Annotated in this window: 20 protein-coding genes; 8 read left to right on the forward strand and 12 right to left on the reverse strand. The window is 38.6% G+C overall.

Annotated features, from left to right (window positions below):
- The first annotated feature begins 138 nt into the window (after positions 1 to 138).
- The 3 genes from B9T27_RS11930 to B9T27_RS11940 are packed head-to-tail and all read left to right on the forward strand — an operon-like array spanning position 139 to position 2,664.
- Positions 139 to 1,587 carry a leucyl aminopeptidase gene (locus tag B9T27_RS11930; protein ID WP_086207033.1) on the forward strand — a complete coding sequence of 483 codons (1,449 nt, stop codon included), beginning with the start codon at positions 139 to 141 and terminating at the stop codon, positions 1,585 to 1,587.
- Positions 1,580 to 1,987 (forward strand): DNA polymerase III subunit chi, encoded by a 408-nt coding sequence (locus tag B9T27_RS11935; RefSeq protein ID WP_086207034.1) that lies wholly within the window; start codon positions 1,580 to 1,582, stop codon positions 1,985 to 1,987. Before B9T27_RS11930 ends, B9T27_RS11935 begins: the two co-directional genes overlap by 8 nt.
- A 53-nt stretch (positions 1,988 to 2,040) precedes the next feature.
- Positions 2,041 to 2,664, forward strand: coding sequence for a hypothetical protein (locus B9T27_RS11940; protein ID WP_086207035.1), 624 nt, complete (start codon positions 2,041 to 2,043; stop codon positions 2,662 to 2,664).
- A gap of 291 nt (positions 2,665 to 2,955) precedes the next feature.
- Here the strand turns inward: B9T27_RS11940 and B9T27_RS11945 are convergent, their stop codons facing one another.
- From B9T27_RS11945 to glnK, 7 genes are all read right to left on the reverse strand, one after another.
- Positions 2,956 to 3,501, reverse strand: a complete 546-nt coding sequence (locus tag B9T27_RS11945; protein ID WP_086207036.1) for a VTT domain-containing protein — start codon at positions 3,499 to 3,501, stop codon at positions 2,956 to 2,958.
- A gap of 97 nt (positions 3,502 to 3,598) precedes the next feature.
- Positions 3,599 to 4,258, reverse strand: a complete 660-nt coding sequence (locus tag B9T27_RS11950; protein WP_086207037.1) for a riboflavin synthase — start codon at positions 4,256 to 4,258, stop codon at positions 3,599 to 3,601.
- A 20-nt stretch (positions 4,259 to 4,278) separates the two neighbouring features.
- On the reverse strand, positions 4,279 to 5,577 hold the full coding sequence (locus B9T27_RS11955; protein WP_086207038.1) for a DNA adenine methylase: 1,299 nt from the start codon (positions 5,575 to 5,577) through the stop codon (positions 4,279 to 4,281).
- Positions 5,574 to 6,671: a bifunctional diaminohydroxyphosphoribosylaminopyrimidine deaminase/5-amino-6-(5-phosphoribosylamino)uracil reductase RibD gene (ribD, locus tag B9T27_RS11960; protein WP_086207039.1), complete on the reverse strand. Its 1,098-nt coding sequence runs from the start codon at positions 6,669 to 6,671 to the stop codon at positions 5,574 to 5,576. Before ribD ends, B9T27_RS11955 begins: the two co-directional genes overlap by 4 nt.
- Positions 6,672 to 6,710: 39 nt before the next feature.
- The gene (nrdR, locus tag B9T27_RS11965) at positions 6,711 to 7,175 is read right to left on the reverse strand and encodes a transcriptional regulator NrdR (RefSeq protein WP_086207040.1); all 465 of its coding nucleotides are present in this window, start codon (positions 7,173 to 7,175) and stop codon (positions 6,711 to 6,713) included.
- Positions 7,176 to 7,313: 138 nt separating this feature from the next.
- Positions 7,314 to 8,717 carry an ammonium transporter gene (locus B9T27_RS11970; RefSeq protein ID WP_086207041.1) on the reverse strand — a complete coding sequence of 468 codons (1,404 nt, stop codon included), beginning with the start codon at positions 8,715 to 8,717 and terminating at the stop codon, positions 7,314 to 7,316.
- Positions 8,718 to 8,783: 66 nt separating this feature from the next.
- Entirely contained in the window at positions 8,784 to 9,122 is a 339-nt protein-coding gene (glnK, locus tag B9T27_RS11975; protein ID WP_004868205.1) for a P-II family nitrogen regulator, read from the reverse strand.
- A gap of 281 nt (positions 9,123 to 9,403) precedes the next feature.
- On the opposite strand from glnK, the gene B9T27_RS11980 reads away from it, so the two are divergent.
- From B9T27_RS11980 to B9T27_RS11990, 3 genes are all read left to right on the forward strand, one after another.
- A complete protein-coding gene (locus B9T27_RS11980) occupies positions 9,404 to 9,631 on the forward strand; it encodes an accessory factor UbiK family protein (protein WP_086207042.1) in 228 nt (75 codons plus the stop codon).
- Positions 9,632 to 9,700: 69 nt separating this feature from the next.
- Entirely contained in the window at positions 9,701 to 11,188 is a 1,488-nt protein-coding gene (locus tag B9T27_RS11985; protein WP_086207043.1) for a YifB family Mg chelatase-like AAA ATPase, read from the forward strand.
- An 18-nt stretch (positions 11,189 to 11,206) separates the two neighbouring features.
- Positions 11,207 to 11,716 carry a GNAT family N-acetyltransferase gene (locus B9T27_RS11990; RefSeq protein WP_086207044.1) on the forward strand — a complete coding sequence of 170 codons (510 nt, stop codon included), beginning with the start codon at positions 11,207 to 11,209 and terminating at the stop codon, positions 11,714 to 11,716.
- A gap of 71 nt (positions 11,717 to 11,787) precedes the next feature.
- Here the strand turns inward: B9T27_RS11990 and B9T27_RS11995 are convergent, their stop codons facing one another.
- Both B9T27_RS11995 and B9T27_RS12000 read right to left on the reverse strand, forming a co-directional pair.
- Complete coding sequence (locus B9T27_RS11995) at positions 11,788 to 12,561, reverse strand: TorF family putative porin (RefSeq protein ID WP_086207045.1); 774 nt, start codon at positions 12,559 to 12,561, stop codon at positions 11,788 to 11,790.
- A 493-nt stretch (positions 12,562 to 13,054) separates the two neighbouring features.
- A complete protein-coding gene (locus B9T27_RS12000) occupies positions 13,055 to 13,816 on the reverse strand; it encodes a TorF family putative porin (protein WP_086207046.1) in 762 nt (253 codons plus the stop codon).
- Between the two features lie 317 nt (positions 13,817 to 14,133).
- On the opposite strand from B9T27_RS12000, the gene B9T27_RS12005 reads away from it, so the two are divergent.
- Positions 14,134 to 15,462 carry an OprD family outer membrane porin gene (locus B9T27_RS12005; protein ID WP_086207047.1) on the forward strand — a complete coding sequence of 443 codons (1,329 nt, stop codon included), beginning with the start codon at positions 14,134 to 14,136 and terminating at the stop codon, positions 15,460 to 15,462.
- Positions 15,463 to 15,565: 103 nt separating this feature from the next.
- Here the strand turns inward: B9T27_RS12005 and ppa are convergent, their stop codons facing one another.
- Complete coding sequence (ppa, locus tag B9T27_RS12010; RefSeq protein ID WP_086207048.1) at positions 15,566 to 16,093, reverse strand: inorganic diphosphatase; 528 nt, start codon at positions 16,091 to 16,093, stop codon at positions 15,566 to 15,568.
- A gap of 126 nt (positions 16,094 to 16,219) precedes the next feature.
- Positions 16,220 to 16,618, reverse strand: coding sequence for an MAPEG family protein (locus B9T27_RS12015; protein WP_086207049.1), 399 nt, complete (start codon positions 16,616 to 16,618; stop codon positions 16,220 to 16,222).
- Between the two features lie 110 nt (positions 16,619 to 16,728).
- On the opposite strand from B9T27_RS12015, the gene B9T27_RS12020 reads away from it, so the two are divergent.
- Positions 16,729 to 17,118, forward strand: coding sequence for a hypothetical protein (locus B9T27_RS12020; protein ID WP_086207050.1), 390 nt, complete (start codon positions 16,729 to 16,731; stop codon positions 17,116 to 17,118).
- A gap of 88 nt (positions 17,119 to 17,206) precedes the next feature.
- On the opposite strand, the gene B9T27_RS12025 is transcribed toward B9T27_RS12020, so the two are convergent.
- Positions 17,207 to 18,880 carry an AMP-binding protein gene (locus B9T27_RS12025; protein ID WP_086207051.1) on the reverse strand — a complete coding sequence of 558 codons (1,674 nt, stop codon included), beginning with the start codon at positions 18,878 to 18,880 and terminating at the stop codon, positions 17,207 to 17,209.
- Between the last annotated feature and the right edge of the window lie 110 nt (positions 18,881 to 18,990).

Raw genomic sequence — 18,990 nt, forward strand, 5'->3', positions numbered from 1 at the left:
AGCTTCCAAAATTGGGTGAAGTAAACAAGAGTAGTTTACTCGAATATTAAAAATATAAAACCATATTGAAATTCTATCATTGCGAGTGGTTCAATGGTTTAATGACTCAAATCGTCTTAAAAGGCATATATACAATCTATGAAACTTACACTGAATACTTCACTATTAGCCGATGCTGCTAGCCAAGCTTTATTCATTTTGGTCGATTCGAACAACTTAAAACAAACGCAATCAATCTATCAAATCAATGATTTAGATGACATCATCAATGCAACTCAATTTAAAGCCAACCTGAATGAAGTTCTGCCACTCATCGGAAAAATTGCGCAACATGCCAATAGTAGTTTAATTGGTTTAGATCAAGCCGCTGAATTTAAGCCAGCTAAATTAGCAAAAATCGCACAAACCATTATCAAAGCTTCACAAAAAAAATTCAAACAGATCCATATTGATATCTCGGCACTTCCAGCTGAATTGCATTACTTATTTGCTTTAAGCTTAACTCAAGCAGCCTATGCCTTTGATGAATATAAATCCAAAAAGAATATATTTGCTTTAGAACAGATTGAGTTTATCGCCACACAATCTCCCTTAAATGCAGAACAATTACGTTTGATTGAAGCTGTAGCACACGGTCAAAATTTTGCACGTGACTTAGGTAATCGTCCAGGAAATATTTGCTTCCCTGAGTATCTTGCAGAACAAGCCGTAGCTCTCGCAACTCAATATCCTGATCTGTTAAAAGTGACTGTGATTAATGAACAACAAATGGCTGACCTAGGAATGAATTCCTTTCTGGCTGTAAGTAAAGGTTCAGACCGTCCGGGCCGTGTCATTACCCTCGAATATAAAGCCAATACAGATCAAGCACCCATTGTTTTAGTCGGTAAAGGGGTCACCTTTGATACTGGTGGTATTTCACTTAAACCAGGCTTAGGCATGGATGAAATGAAATTTGATATGTGTGGTGCGGCATCAGTACTCGGAACGATCCGTGCCCTCTGTGAAGCTCAATTACCGATTCATGTAGTGGCTGCAATTGCTGCTGCGGAAAACATGCCATCAGGACATGCAACACGTCCAGGTGATATCGTCACAACCATGAGCGGTCAAACCGTAGAAATTTTAAATACAGATGCTGAAGGTCGCTTGGTTCTTTGTGATACCTTAACTTATATCAAACGCTTTAATCCAGCGCTTGTCATTGATATCGCAACCTTAACGGGCGCGTGCGTGGTTGCTCTAGGCTCGGTAGTATCTGGTTTATTTACTCCAGATGATGAACTAGCTGCTGAATTAACAGAAGCTGGGCAAACTGCTTTTGACCGTGTCTGGCGTATGCCCGTGCTGGATGATTATCAAGAGCAACTCGATTCTCCAATTGCAGACATTGCCAATATTGGTGGCCCTAAAGCCGGTGCTGTAACCGCAGCGTGTTTCTTACAGCGTTTTACACGTGACTATCGTTGGGCACATTTAGATATTGCAGGTACCGCTTGGAATTCTGGTGCAGCCAAAGGAGCGACTGGTCGTCCTGTGCCATTATTGATGCAATTCATTGCCAATCGTGCGAAGAATAATGGCTAAAGTTAGCTTTTATCTTTTTGAAAAAAGTCCTGAACGACAAGTGGATAGCACTTGTCGTTTATGCCGTAAAATTTTACGTAAATCTGCCAAAATTTGGTTATATTGTTCAGATCCAGCATTTCAACGGCAACTTGATGAGCACTTATGGTGCTTTGATCCAAGCAGTTTTTTGGCACACGGCATTGACCAAGTCAACGCTCCAATCTGTATTTCAGCAGATTTACCATCATCAAATGAATGGATTGTGTTTAATTTTAACAATCAGGCACTTGAACAATTGACCCAATTTAGTCACATTATTGAAATTATTGAAAATGATGAAAATGCAAAACAAATTGGTCGTGAAAAGTTCAAAACTTATCGTCGCTTGGGGATAGTTCCCCAAACATTCAAACTATAATTTTTAGAACATGTATATATTGTTAAAACTATGTATTTAAAAGGAGATGCGTGGTGGCATTAAATGTTGGTCAAGATTTTAAAAAGCGTTGGTTAGATGCGCCTGAAGCTGTGCGCCAATCTTTTTTTGATGACCTGAATCGCATCTGTGACCTTTTTAACGCTGAATCTAATCTTCAGCATTGGCTCGATAATGATCTGCGTGCCATGCAAGTTTCACAATTAAAAGTTGAACAAGCCTACGCCGATTTAAAAGCACAATTGATTGAAAATGCTCGAATTCGTAAACAATTAGCACTTGAAAACTCACTTGCAGAAAAGCGTGCGCGACAAGCAGCATATAATCTACAATTGCAACAAGATGAAATTAAACAGTTCGAAACATACAACCTATCTCTTATCGCTTTAGGACAAAAAATTGACTCTGAAACTGCAGAATATTGTAGTCGCTTTCATAAAAATCCAGAATTTCCTGCGATTGATTATGCAACTGGTCAACTCAGAGTTAAAGATACAGAGATGATGTCTGAGCTTGAAAGTGTCCGTCTGCGCTTAGAGTTAGAAGCAGAAACTTTAATTGAACAAACGCTACAAATTTTTCGTGAGAAATTACAAACTGCTGCACAAGAAGAAATCACTTATATCTTAAAGCATTCAACATTTTCAGCAAAAAAATAAAAGAATCTCATTTTCAGACTGCATACATCAGTTGACTTAAATGATAATACTCTATTGGGATAAAATGAATGATCTCAGGATAAGCCCCAATATTCGCTGAATATTTTTTTAATTTATATCTCTCTGACCAATCAGAACTGGAAATATCCTTACTGCATCTACCAAGTTCCGAAAATATTTTGAGTAATTAAATGCACTTCACTCAATAAACATTATCATAAAATGATTCAAGCATTAAAAAAGCCCATTATTGGGCTTTTTATTCTATTCACAGATTAAATACTTAAACTACTAAAATTGATTCAATAGTGCTGAGAATAAATTCCCCGCACCATAACCAATAGCTAACAGTAAACTAATCCAAATCCATCCACCCAGTACGTTATAAAACATAAAGCTCATCAAATTCATATAACCTGAACCTGCAGCAAACGGCGCAAAAGAACGTACAAAGGGAATAAAACGTGCAATTAAAATCGTTTTTCCACCATGTCGGTCGAAATAAGCATTGGTCTTGGCAACATATTCAGGCTTAAACCAGCGTGAATGTTCATTAAAATACTTCAAACCCAGAATACGGCCCGAGTAAAAGTTAACCATATAACCTAATACTGAGGCAATAAAAAGCGATACCCCCATATAGTGTAAATGTATCAGTTCAGTGGTTGAACACAAAGCTCCTATCGCAATCAGTAAGCTATCACCAGGAAGAAAAAACATAAAAACAAAGCCCGTCTCTGCAAAAATAATCAGAAACAAAATGGCATAAATCCATAAACCATAATTCTCAAGTAAGACTGGTAGCAATTGTTCAAGATGTAATAAAAAATCAATCAATACCTTGCTCTCTCGTTCATTTTTTTCATCGAAATAATCTGCTATAACAAATACATTACTATGAAAAAAGCTTTTAAAATAAGGTTATTTTTTTATTTTATTTCAAAAAACCATTGGCTGCTAAAAATGCCATACTGAGTTTTGATTCCGCTTTAGGTTCAGCGGCTTTATCACCCAATAGTAAACGCTCAATGTAACGCGCGAGTATATCCACTTCCAAATTAACTTGAGCGCCCACCTTCCATGTACCAATATTGGTTCGTTCAGCAGTATGCGGAATGAGGTTTAAACTTAAAATATTTCCACGTAAATAATTGATGGTTAAACTAATGCCATCAACAGTGACTGAACCTTTCTCTGCTAAATATTTCGCAATTTCAACTGGTGCAGTCACTTCAAAATACAAAGAACGTGCATCGGAACGTGCTACAGTGATTTCACCCACTGCATCGACATGGCCACTGACAATGTGCCCACCAAAACGTGTGGTTGGCAACATTGCTTTTTCGACATTCACTGCTTGCCCAACTTTCCAGTTCGCTAAGGTTGAGCGACTCAAGCTTTCTCGTGAAACATCAGCTGCGTACCAATTTTCGCCCCAGTCAATCACCGTTAAACAAATACCATTGGTGGCAATTGAGTCACCCAAATGGACATCAGACAAATCTAAATTGGTATGAATACGTAAACGTACATCTCCGCCTACACTTTGTAAGCTTTCAACTTTACCTAAACTTTCAATAATGCCTGTGAACATAAGCTAAATCTCGTATTATTTTACCACAATGCCAATTGTGTACTGGCACCCGACGTATCGACACCACCCAATTCTGCAAAATGATAAAGCTGTCCTAATAATTGTCTTAAAGGTGGTCCTGATTTCGCATGTGTATCCGTAATCACAATGAACTCTAATACACGTGCACGCTCAGACTGACGTTGCTTACTAACACGATAACGTGGCACGTCTTGGGTTAACAATGTTACTTTGCCACGCTCTAAATTCGCTTTTAGTAAATCTTGAGCTGCAATATTACCATCTGTAGAATAACTGGTCAGAATATAACGTGCATTAATCGTCGACAATAATTTTTCATAGGCTTCTTGCGCGTACTTAGACGAATTATATGAACTAGGACGTTCTTTACGCCAAGCTCGATCGATTCCGCTTTTAAAGCCTTTGGTATCTGGTGTTGGTAAATCAACTTGATCCCAGAGGGTCAATGAGTTCAACACATGATAATTACTGCTATAAGCATGCTGATTATATGGGGGATCTAGATAGGCAACATCGACCTCAAAGGTACTCATTTGATTAGCCAGATGTTGGGCATCCACACACCACATTTCTGCCATCGGCGTTTTGGGTTTAGTATCACCCACTGCAGAAAAACGGCTGGGAGATAACCACAGTAAAGATTCAATCCGCTCTAAAGCAGTTTGCGTTCTACCGCCCCAACCATGATGAAAACTTTTAAAGACACCACTGGTATTACTCACGAAGCTCGCTGAATAGAGTAACGGAGCCAGCAAGGCACTCATTTCAACATCATCGATTGCACCCTGCGCCTGCCAAGTGGCAATTTGCTGACGAATTGCATCAATTCGCATCCCATTTCGTCGTTTAAAGAACAATCGATCACGACTAGGATCATAGATTTCATCATTACGTGGACACAAATTATGTGTCACCCAACCTTTCACTTCAGGTAGACGATTCAAATAATCAATGGCTTTTTGATAGCCACCCAACTCTTTAAATGCAGGTGCTTCAGTACAGGCTAAAATTGCATGATTCAAAGCATGACTATACGGTTCCCAGTCATTAGCAATCACACGATAACCATTCTGTCGCGCTAAACGAGAGACCACACCACTGCCTGCAAAAAAATCGGCAAAAATCGGGGCACGTTTACTACCTGTATTTAAAGTGCCTGTAATCTCAAGTGCTTCTAAAATCAGGTGCAGTAATCGGCGTTTATTCCCTAAATAGGGCACAAGCTGGTTAAACAGATACTCATCCGTCGTACGCGCAGCATGACGACGTTTGTGATAAACCAAAGACTCTGGATTCATACTTTCTCTTGCGAAGGGATTAAGCTTAAGCGAAGATCATTCCCCATTTGGGTAACATCTTCTAGCTTAAAACGGAGTTGTTCTGCCATGCTTGTAAATTCAGCATTGAACATGGCTCGTGCTGATTGACCTAAAAATGTCGGTGCAATATAACTAATCATTTCATCGACCAAGTGTTCCTGCAAAAATGCAGTTGCAAGCGTAGCACCCGCTTCGATCAACACATCATAAATATGAAAGTCTTTTAAGGTACATAATAAATCGCTTAAAGACTGTACTTCTAATTGTACCACGCCTAAGTGTGCAAGTTCCGGACGAAATGGCCCCATTACCATCACGCTTTCAGGCACAGCTAAGATTTTTGCATCTAAAGGTAGCTGGCCTTGACGATCTAAAACCACTCGTTGTGGCTGTACAACCATCTCAAGATCAGTATCTGGTAATTGACGCACATTCAACTGACAATCATCTGCTAATACGGTATTAATGCCAGTAATTACAGCACCCGAAATCGCACGCCAATGTTGCACATCCTGCCGAGCTTCAACACCCGTAATCCATTTTGATTCACCTGAAGCCATCGCCGTACGGCCATCTAAGCTAGATGCAACTTTTAAACGCACATAAGGCATCCCTGTTGCCATAGCTTTTAAAAAGCCTTGATTCAGTTTTTTAGCATCTGCTTCACAAATACCCACTTCAACGACAATACCAGCATCTTTTAGAATCTGAATACCTTTGCCTGCGACCAATGGATTTGGATCAACACAAGCCACCACGACTCTTGCAATCCCAGCCTCAACCAGACCTTTCACACACGGTGGTGTCCGTCCATAATGAGCGCAGGGCTCTAAAGTCACATAAGCCGTTGCACCTTGGGCATTTTCACCCGCAGCCTGTAAAGCAAAAACCTCAGCATGAGCTTGTCCTGCTTTAGGATGAAAACCTTTACCTACCAATTGACCATCTTTAACAATCACACAACCAACATTTGGATTAGGTCGGGTGGAATACTGTCCCAATTTTGCAAGTGCAATCGCTTTTTGCATCCAGATCTGGTCTGATAGGATGCTGTCTTGATTTAATCTAGACATAGTCTTCCTAGAAGATAATATTTGAGATGTTGTAATACTCTAGTGCTCATGATCACGATGTTGCATTTGCTCAATTTGACGACGGAACGCTTCAACATCTTGGAAATCTTGATAAACAGAGGCAAAACGTACATAAGCAACATGATCAAGTGCAAATAAAGCCTGCATCACAATTTCACCAATGGTGCGTGAACGAACATCACGCTCACCCAAACGACGAATTTGTAATTGAATGTCACTTAGTACCGTTTCAATCTGTTCCTGTGTCACAGGTCGTTTTTGTAAAGCATGCCGAAGAGAACGACGTAATTTTTCTTCATCAAAAGGCTCATTTTTACCATCTGACTTAGTCACGCGTGGCATCACGACTTCATAACTTTCAAAAGTCGTAAATCGTTCACCACAACTGATACACTCACGACGTCGACGAATTTGACAGCCTTCAGCTGCTAATCGCGAATCAATCACTTTACTATCTGCGGCGTTGCAAAATGGACAATGCATAGTGGTTTAATTGTACACATTTGATGGATAGATCTAGTGTAGCAAAAAATCTTAATTTTGTTGAGCTTTACGCAAGATATGGAAAAAAAACAGCCCAAATGGGCTGTTTTACACAATATATAGTTATTGCTTTAATACCTATTCAATCCGCTCACCATGCTGACTTAAATCTAGCCCCATACGTTCGTCATCTGATTCAACACGAAGACCAATCACGACATCAATAATTTTTAACAAGATAAAAGTCATAACAGCCGAGTAAGCAATTGTCGCCAACACACCTTCGACTTGTACCCATAATTGATGCAACATATCTGCTGGCGCTTTATCACCCATGATAAAGGAACTTGCAAATACTGCTGTTAAAATTGCACCTACAATACCGCCAACAGCATGCAAACCAAAGGCATCTAGTGAATCATCCACTTTCAAAAGCCGTTTTAATGCAGTTGTTCCCCAGAAACACACCACACCACCCACGATACCCATCACTAATGCCCCAGCAACAGTGACATAACCTGCTGCTGGCGTAATCACCACCAAACCAGCAATAGCACCCGATGCAGCCCCCAAAACCGATGCTTTACCGCGGACAATTTTTTCGACAATTAACCAAGTGATAGATGCAACTGCGGCAGCAACTTGCGTAGTAACCAAAGCATATGCTGCTGAACCATTTGCGCCTAATGCAGAGCCACCATTGAATCCGAACCAGCCGATCCATACCAAGCTCGCACCCAATACAGTTAAAGTTAAGTTGTGTGGAGCCATAGATTCTTTGCCTAAGCCCATACGTTTACCCAACATATATGCTGCAACAAGACCTGCGACACCTGAGTTAATATGAACGACCGTACCACCAGCAAAATCAAGTGCGCCATCATTCATTAACCAGCCACCACCCCATACCCAGTGCGCAATCGGGGCATACACGGCTACCACCCAAACTGCAACAAAGGCAACAAAGGCGCTAAATTTCATCCGCTCAGCGACTGAACCACTAATAATTGCAACGGTAATAATGGCAAAAGTCATTTGAAAAATAACAAATAAGATTTCAGGAATGGTACCTGTCAATGCCTCTGTGGTGATGCCTGAAAGCATGACTTTATCTAGACCACCAATAAAGGCATTACCCGTACCAAATGCAAGTGAATAACCAATCACGACCCAAACAATACTAACAATCCCCGCCGCAACCAAGCTATGTGCCATCGTGCTCAAGACATTTTTTTTACGAACCATACCACCGTAGAAAAGTGCTAAACCGGGAATGGTCATGAGTAAAACAAGTGCAGTAGAGACTAAAACCCATGCTGTATCACCGGTATTCAAACTTGGTTGTGCTTTTACAGGTTCAATCGGAACTGCTGTAACAGGTTGAGTTGTTATTGTCGTTATAGATGTGTTATCTGAATTAGTAACTGTAGATGTAGTCGATGGTACAGCTGTGTTTACTTCAGCCCACGCAACTGAGCCACCTACTACAGATCCGCCTAAGAGTGCGCCAGACAAACCGAGCGCAAATAGCATTCTTTTCATTCGTATCCCCCAACCTATTTTTTAAGTTATGCACTGATATGCATAACTAGCAAACTTTATGCCAAGTTAAACAGCATCTGGACCTGTTTCACCTGTACGGATACGGATCACTTGTTCTAAGTTAGTGACAAAGATTTTTCCATCACCAATTTTTCCAGTGCTTGCAACACGAGTAATGGATTCAATCACCGAATCCACCATGTCATCACTGATTGCGATTTCAATTTTTACTTTAGGTAAAAAATCAACCACATATTCAGCACCACGATAGAGTTCTGTATGACCTTTCTGACGACCAAAACCTTTAACTTCGGTTACGGTAATCCCTTGGACGCCAATCTCAGAGAGTGCTTCACGCACATCATCTAACTTAAATGGTTTTACAATTGCAGTTACGAGTTTCATGTTGTTTTCCTTCGGCGTTTTCTACCAGTAAGGTTTTATGTTCAAGATTCATGCCAAAACTTTCTTAACGATTGGGGAGGATTAATCAGTTTCAGTATGAAGTTCATTTATAACCTATTCTATACTTTAAAATGTAGTTTTAGCTTTAAAAAACATCGTTTTTATTCTAGATTTTTTATACTTTTTTATCGAATAAATCCATGATAATCAGTTAATACTAGGGTCTATCTTGAAGCAATGCTACACTGCAAAAAAATAAAGTAAGACTCTTTGGAATACTCATGCTTGAAACCCTATTACACGCAATTCTGGAACATGTTGATCAGCCTAAAAAAGATTTAGAGCATAATTTGCGTACATTACTCAATGAAACTGTTGCAAAAATGGACTTGGTCTCTAAAGATGAAATCGAACGCCAACAAACAGCACTACAAAATGCCAATTTGCGCTTAACTCAACTTCAAGATCAAGTGAAAGCTTTAGAAATACTAATTCAAAAGTATAATTAATAAAGTTCGCACAACTTTAGTGCAAAATACAATAAAAACGATTAAAAATAAAGCAAAACAGGAAGCAACATGTCTTTTGCCAAAATTTATACTCGAGGATTACTTGGGTTACATGCACCGTTAATAGAGGTTGAAGTCCATGTGAGTCAGGGATTACCCTCTTTGACCATTGTGGGGCTTGCCGAAGCAGCTGTTCGAGAAAGTAAAGATCGTGTTCGCTCAGCCATTATTAATAGTGGTTTTCAGTTTCCGACCAAACGCTTAACCATTAATTTAGCACCAGCAGACCTACCCAAAGATGGTTCCCGTTTAGACCTTCCTATTGCCTTAGGTATATTAATTGCTTCGGGACAACTCCCTGATAATATAACCGATAATTTTGAATTTATTGGTGAATTAGCCCTAGATGGTCACTTACGTCCTGTAACAGGAACCCTAACCATTGCAATGGCATGTCAACTTGCTAAACATCAACTACTCTTGCCTCAAGATAATGCAGAAGAAGCAGCTCAACTGCCAGAATTCAAAGTTTTTGCAGCATCACATTTAAAACAAGTCTGTGATCACCTTGCAAATACGCACAAAATTAAAGCAACATTAGAACCTAAAGTTAACGCTCAAAAAAACTATAAATTTGATTTAGTCGATGTCAAAGGACAATTACGACCTCGACGTGCTTTAGAGATTGCCGCGGCAGGTGGACATTCCATTCTATTTAAAGGCCCTCCTGGCACAGGTAAAACTCTTTTAGCCTCAAGACTCCCAAGTATTTTGCCCCCATTAACTGCACAAGAAAACTTAGAAGTCGCCAGCATCTATTCTATTGCCAATACACAGCACAGTTTTGGACAACGTCCTTTCCGTGCACCGCATCATACCGCCTCGGCCATCGCTTTAGTCGGAGGAGGTTCGCATCCTAAACCAGGAGAAATTACCTTAGCTCACTTCGGAATTTTGTTCCTTGATGAACTGCCTGAATTTGATCGAAAAGTTTTAGAGGTTTTAAGGCAGCCGTTAGAATCTAAAGAAATTGTTATTTCACGAGCTTCACGACAAATAGCTTTCCCAGCAAACTTTCAACTCGTGGCTGCCATGAATCCATGCCCATGTGGTTATGCTTTTAATCAAGATAATCGTTGTCAATGTACCGCTGAAGCCATTAAGCGTTATCAAAACCGTATTTCTGGCCCTTTGCTAGATCGTATTGATTTACATATTGATGTACCACCACTCAAAGCCCAAGAATTACAAGATACCAAACCTGTAGAAACTTCTGAGACTGTCCGTGAGCGTGTCATTCAAGCGTACCAACTACAAATGCAGCGCCAAGGCTATTTGAATCAGGGTTTAACGCCACAACAACTTGAAGTCCATGCATTGCTCGATCAAACCTCTACAAAGATGATTACATTGGCACAACAAAGGCTCAATCTTTCTGCACGAGCCTATCATCGAGTCTTACGTGTTGCTCGTACCATTGCAGACTTAGCACAGAGCCATGAAATTCAAAGTATGCATCTAAGTGAAGCTTTATCTTATCGAAGTAACGAAACTTAATTAAAAGGTAGAATGAAGATGTTAGATCTCATAATTCGTAGCGAACAACAGGATGATATTGCTGCCATTTTCAACCTCACAAAAAGGGCTTTTGAGAATGTAGAACATAGCAATCATACCGAACAATTTATTGTCAATGCCTTAAGAGCAGCAAATGCTTTAACAATTTCGTTGGTAGCAGAATATAGACATGAAATTGTGGGCCATGTTGCTATTTCTCCCATAACGATTTCTTCAGGAGCACAAAATTGGTATGGTCTGGGACCTATTTCAGTTGCGCCTGAATATCAGAATCAAGGCATTGGCTCTGCTTTAATGACCCAAGTATTAGATCAACTCAAATACATGGATGCAGCGGGTTGTGTCGTTTTAGGTGATCCACAATATTATTCAAAATTTGGTTTTAAAGTGATCTCAGGCCTTATTTTATCAGGTGTTCCTCTTGAATATTTTCAAGCCCTTGCATTTAAAGAATGCCCCCCTCAAGGAGAAGTTAAATATCATCCAGCTTTTGAAGCAACCCAATAGCACTTTTGATTTTAAGCACAATAATTGTAAAAAAGGTGACTCTAAGTCACCTTTTTATTTAAACTAAAAGCTTAAAATGTTTTGCTCAATGTGAACACTGCACCCGTTTCTAAACCACGTTGAGTGGCATCACTTAATCCATCTGTATCTACATTTGTACCAATCGCGGCAAGTTCAGCTGTTAAACCTGGAATAGATTTCACTCCATAATTCACCCCAACTTTCCAATCTACATAATGATCTTTAGCATCTGGTAAAGCTTCTTTATCCATCGTCGTATATCCCACACTCGCTACACCACCAAAGCCAGTATCGGCAATTGGTGCTGAATACGCGAATGTGAAATTCCAGCTATTTCCACCCACTGCGGCCCAATCATTGGTGTAATTTACATTGGTCAGCAAGCTACTACCTTTAATCCCCACATCAGCAAAGGTTAATTTGGCATATGCTTCAGTCCAATTAAAGTCATCTGCTGCACTTGGATAATTATATTCGATGACACCAATATCGAGAATTGGTTTAACGTTTGCTGATAAGTTTAGCGGTGTTGTAAAACCAATCGATGGATCTAATTCTAAATGTGGATCTGGAGTACCAAAATTTACATTAGAAGCAAAAGCACTAAAATACACACCTGATTTATGCGCCAAAGTAAAACTGCCTTGAACGGCAGGATCAGATTGTGTTTGTGTCATTCCTCGGAAACGGTAATCTGTTGTTAATGCAGCACTTCCCGAAAAACTCAAACCCATTTTTGATAATGTCGTGTTATCTTCAGCCATTGCCAGCGTTGCTGAAGAAGATAGAACTGCGAATACGAATGCTGTACCTGTAAATTTCATTAGATATACTCCCCTAAGCGAACTTTTATTTCTTTTGGTTAATTGGATAAACTCAATTCAAATGTAGCAATTGCTGTGCCAACTTATTTTTACGAAACTTTTATTCTGGTTGAAATAAAGTCAACCTACTAATATTAAATATATTATTTAACCAATCTAATTTTAAAACGTGACCAGCTCGAGAAATAATAGAGAATACATGCTCAGCGGCAAGGCAGAATAAAGCACTCATATCGATCTTCTTAAAAGATATAGCAAGGCGTGCAGTATGCGAACTATAGTCGTAAATTTTCTATTGATAATCCGATGAAAAGCATAAAATTGATATCAATTTGATGCTTCCTTCAGCCTGATATCAGGTAAATCTAAGTCACTTAGTATTTTTATAGAAAACATCATTTTTTGTGCTTTTAAGAATATGTAGATTTAAAATGCATAAAAAAAGTGCATCTATCACATTTGAGATACACTTCCTTTCACCTAGATTTCAAATTTAAAAATTATATTTGAGTCCTAAAACCACATGATTATCATAGTCTTCACCTAAACGATTTTCACCACCAACAATATAATCCAATGATGCTGTAACACCTGTATTTTGAAGATTTTTACTCACCCCAATCTTGGCTTCATTGAAAGTAAAATCTTTTCGAGTCTGTATGATGCTATCATCACGATGACTGTTATAAACACTTGCACCGACTGAAGTATTCAAAAGAAAGTCTTGTGGTAAGGCATAACTATAAGCAGCACTTAAATAAACATCACCCGCATTCCCAAATGAGGCATCTGCAAGCAAAACCACCATGCCGAATGTAAAGTCTTTGTAAGCCAATTCACCTAATACATCAAAAGCAGTGGTTTTACGTTGATCTGCATTTTCGCCAGTTACTGTTCCGCCGTACTGATATATATACGATGTTGCTTGAATTTTATATGCCCAATTTTGGTGCATTTTTTGTGCATAAGCAATATAAAGATCATGTTCAAAACCATGATCACGCATAGCATCTGTTGCATCATAATCAAGCGTAGATCCCCAATAACCGACAGAGAAGCCATTCTGATGTGCGTATTTCAAGCCTGCTTGCATGGCAATACCATCGTTTTCTACGCTACCACGATAGATATATTGTGACACTAATCCAATATCGCCTGTAAGCACGCCATGCTCAACCAAATTTTCAGCAAAAACTGAACTAGAAGTCAAAATTAAGGATAACACCAATATTTTTTTAGATGATAAAGCAAACATAAGATGAAACAGTAGGAGAAAATAAGGCTGTAGATTCTACTTATTTTTAAAACTTTGGGTTAAATTAATTTAAAAATTTAAGTGATCATTCAAATATTTTGATATTTCAGTAAGACTAACGCCCTAAGCAAGAATTAGGTCTTGTGGATTTCAGCAAAAGATCTGAACAATTCACTAATTATTCAAAAACTGCATAAGCTTTGTTAAATAAAAGTTAATAAAAGAGTATATTTTTTGTAAATTAATTATACAATTTAGTCGAATTTTGAAAGTTAGTTTAAAACAAAATTGTAATTCATTATTTTATGAGGCATGGAATGTTCAAGGCACCAAAATTAACATTAGTAGTATTAATTCAAGCTGCTTTAATTTCTTCAACTTATGCCAGTGAGCAAAGTGAAGCAAAAGGATTTGTTGAAGATGCAGATGCATCTGTGTTACTGCGTAATGGCTATATCAGCCGTGATAAAAAAAATGGGGTTAATGACACCAGCTCATGGGCTCAAACTGCTATCTTAACTGCGGACTCAGGTTTTACTCAAGGTGTTGTGGGCTTTGGTGTAGGCGTTGTTGGTGATTTCTCTTTTAAAATTGGAGACAATAGCCACGCAGGTAATAACATGATCGCGCTTAAAAATAATGGCGCAAGAGATGCAAATGGCAATGTTGATCCCTATGATCAATGGACACGTGGTGGCGCGAGTGTTAAAGCACGTATTTCAAATACTACTGTACGCTATGGTACCCAAGTTTTAGATATTCCGGTACTTGCCAGCAATACCACACGTTTAGTACCTGAATATTTCACAGGAACCTTATTAACCAGCCATGAAATTAAAAATTTAGAAGTTATCGCTGGTAAATTTACTAAAAACCAAATGTCTGATCAGATTAATACGGATGGCAATCATCTAAATCGTGCTGTGGTTTGGGGTGCTAAATACAAATTTGATGATCAACTTACTACCTCTTATTATGGCTTAGATATTCAAGACAAACTTGATCGTCATTATGTGAATGCGAACTATAAATACCCACTTGCAAATCAAGGCTCATTAACTTTTGATTTCAGTGGTTATCACACGACATTTGATAAAAATGCGAATACTTATTCTGCAACTGGCCCAGTAGATGCGAATTATGCTCAAACAGGTCAAGCAGGCGTAGAAAAAACCAATAATATTTGGGCATTGTCTTCAACTTATAACCAAGGCTCACACAGTCTTATGTTGGCATATCAACAAAATACAGGTGATGTTGGTTATGACTATGGTCAAAATGCAGATGGATTCCAAAGTATCTATTTGCCGAACTCTTACATGTCTGACTTCATTGGTAATCATGAAAAATCTGCACAAATTCAATACAATGTAGACTTTGGTGGTTATGGTGTTCCAGGGTTAAATTGGACAACTGCATTTGTTTATGGTTGGGATATAAAAGTAAGAGATATCACTGATAATGCACAAGAACGTGAATTCTTTAACCAAGTAAAATACACTATTCAAAGTGGTTTTGCCAAAGATGCAAGCCTACGTGTACGTAATTCTTATTACCGTGCAAGCGATACTTATCAAACCAATGCCTATATTGGTGATACGAACGAATGGCGTATCTTCCTCGATATTCCTGTGAAATTTTTCTAATCCAATATTAGAATAGTCACTCAATAAAAAACCTACACCAATGGTGTAGGTTTTTTATTTTCACTCAAATTTTAATTGCTATATTTGAGCTAACAATTTCGGCTTATTTTTTCGCAGCTTCAATTGATTTAAGTACTTCAGCTTTCGCTACTTCAGAACCTTCCCAACCTGTCAATTTAACCCATTTTCCTGGTTCAAGATCTTTATAGTGTTGGAAAAAATGTTCAATTTGATTAATTAAGAGTGGTGGAAGATCAGTATATTCCTGAATATCTTTATACAAAGGCGTTAATTTTTCATGTGGAACTGCAATCAGTTTCGCATCAATACCACCATCATCTTCCATGTTCAATTTACCCACTGGGCGGCAGCGAATCACAGCACCATGAATTAATGGAAATGGAGTAACTACAAGCACGTCTAATGGATCACCATCTTCAGACAAAGTATTTGGCACATAACCATAGTTTGCTGGATAGAACATTGCTGTACCCATGAAACGGTCTACAAATAATGCGTCAGAATCTTTATCTACTTCATACTTAATTGGTGCTGCATTTGCAGGAATTTCAATGATGACATAGATGTCATTTGGTGCATCTTTTCCAGCAGGAATATTGCTATAGCTCATAGGATACTCTTTAACAGTGAGGTCTTATATAAAATCGTGTCGATTATAACGCTTAATTCAGCGAACTGCTGCGATTATACAGCTTGCATAACAAAATTGGATATCATGCTATCTATGAAATTTTAATCAAATTATTTTAATAATAGTAATGAGTAAAACAATCGGGCAAGCCATGGATAACATCCAAATGACCGACCGTAATGTCGACAAATTACACAAATAACAAATACCATAAAGAATGCGTAAAATAATATACGCGATGCCCAATGTCATGATGATATGTTGCGAAATCACCATATATTCAGCCATTAATACCGCAGCAATGAATAAAGGTAGACTTTCAAAACTATTTTGTTGTACCGCATTTGCCCGTGCCGCTAATCCTGTAGTTTTAGCTAAAAACTCACGTGGATTTTGATTATCCTGAGCCTGAAAGCCACCAACTTTTTTAGCAATCATGGTAAATAGATAAGGTAGTAAACAGGCAATTAAAATTAAATATATGATGCCATCTATCCCAGACATGAATTTATTCTCATCATGAAGTCTCTCAGGGCAATATCATAACATGTCAATGTTGCTATAATTTTCGTTAAGTAAAGAGTTTTGCAAAATTGTGTAGTGGAGATCACCAGATGCAACCAGATCAAAAAGTAATGCTTGATATCTTAGAGAAACAACGCCAACAACAGCGGCAAGTTGATCGTATCCTTAAAGTCGTATTACCCATTACCGCCTTTTTACTCTGTGTCATTTGTGCCAACTTTAACTGGCAATCAACATTGGGAACATTCTTCGTGTTAGTCATTGCCTTCTATGCGGTGGGGATCAAACAGATGAATGTATACTTGTGGTTAGGAATTATTGCCGCTTATTGTTTGGTCGATATTTATTTAAGTTACGGCACGATTCATCTTTCTGCATTAGGTCGTCAGATGGGAACTATGTTGACCTTTACGGGGATTCTTGGCTTTGGTCGCCCTTATATTGACCAATGGTTTTTTAAAACTCAGGCCGACAAATAACCTCTAAAAGATGTACTCTTGGCATTTTAAATAGATTTTTCCCATAAAAAAGCGCCGTATTCGGCGCTTTTTTATAATAATAAATCAATTATTTACGTAAATCTTTACGTAAAATTTTACCGACATTTGATTTTGGCAATTCATCCATAAATTCAACATAACGTGGGCGTTTATAGCCAGTTAAATTTTCTTTCGCGAATGCAAGGACTTCTTCTGTCGTTAAAGTCGGATCTTTTTTCACTACAAATAATTTAGGCACTTCACCTGATTTTTCATCTGGCACACCAATGGCTGCAACTTCCAATACTTTAGGATGGGTTGCAATCACTTCTTCAATTTCAGATGGATACACGTTAAATCCTGACACTAAAATCATATCTTTTTTACGATCTACGATTTTAAAATAACCACGCTCATCCATGATCCCTATATCACCAGTACGGAAAAAACCATCTGCAGTCATAACTTTGGCTGTTTCATCTGGACGATGCCAATAGCCTTTCATCACTTGCGGGCCACGAATCGAGATTTCACCTTGCTCACCTTGTGGCAAGTGATTACCGTCATCATCCAAAATAGCCACATCGGTCAATGGTAAAGGAATACCAATGGTGCCACTAAACTCGTTAGATGCAGGTGGATTCGCTGTGGCAATCGGCGAGGTTTCTGATAAACCATAGCCTTCAATAATATTAGTACCAGTAACTTTCTTCCATGCGGCTGCAGTCGATGGCAAAACGGCCATACCGCCGCCCATCGCCATTTTTAACTTACTATGATCAAGCTGTTTAAATTCTTCATTATTGACTAAAGCATTAAACAAAGTATTTACTGCAGGGAAAAATGCAGGTTGATACTTGGCTAATTCTTTAATCACTGCAGGTAGATCACGTGGATTTGGAATTAAAATATTGGCTTGGCCTTTGTACATACCGTACAACGCACACACCATAAACGCAAAAATATGATACAGCGGTAAAGCACAGAAAATACGATCATCTTTAGATGCATCACCAGTCCCAAATTTACTTTGGAAGATCCCATCTGCTTGCATTAAGTTTGCAACCAAATTGCGATGTGTTAATTCAGCACCTTTAGAAACACCTGTTGTACCACCAGTATATTGCAATACAGCAGTATCACTTAGGGTCATATTCGGGCGTTTATAATTATTTGGGCTAACTTTCGCAATCGCAGTATTAAACTTAACATGCCCAGGAATATTCCAGTCTGGAATTTGCTTACGTACTTTACGTAATACAAAGTTAACCAAAGTGCCTTTTAACGTCCCAAGCATATCCCCTACAGAAGCCACAATCACGTGCTTCACTGGCGTTTTACCCAGAATAGATTGATATACAGAAGCAAAGTTTTCAATAATGACTAAGGCTTCAGTACCTGAATCATTAAGCTGATGTTCTAATTCACGTGCTGTATATAGTGGATTCACGTTGACTAATACTAAGCCTGCACGAAATACACCTAATGCAACCACAGGATATTGCAGGACGTTGGGCATCATCACGGCAACACGAGAACCTTGTGCAAGTCCTAAACTTTGGAGATATGTAGCAAATTTACGGCTTGCAAGTTCAAGTTCACTGAACGACATGGCTTTATCCATAAAGATAAAGGCATCACGTGAACCAAATTTCTGGAAATTACGCTCAAAGATATCAACAAGCGAGGTGTTTTCAGGTGGTAATTCTACTGTTTCTGGAATCCCAGTCTTTTGGTATTCAGCGAACCAAATCTTTTCCATAATGCCATCTTCTCCAATTAGTAATCCTTGCTTTTAAACTTTTTTCAATATCAAGCATAATTTTTTGGCTTGTTTGTGCTTAATATTGCATCCATTTTCACAAATACCCC

Source organism: Acinetobacter sp. ANC 4648 (assembly GCF_002135345.1).
Lineage (GTDB): Bacteria > Pseudomonadota > Gammaproteobacteria > Pseudomonadales > Moraxellaceae > Acinetobacter.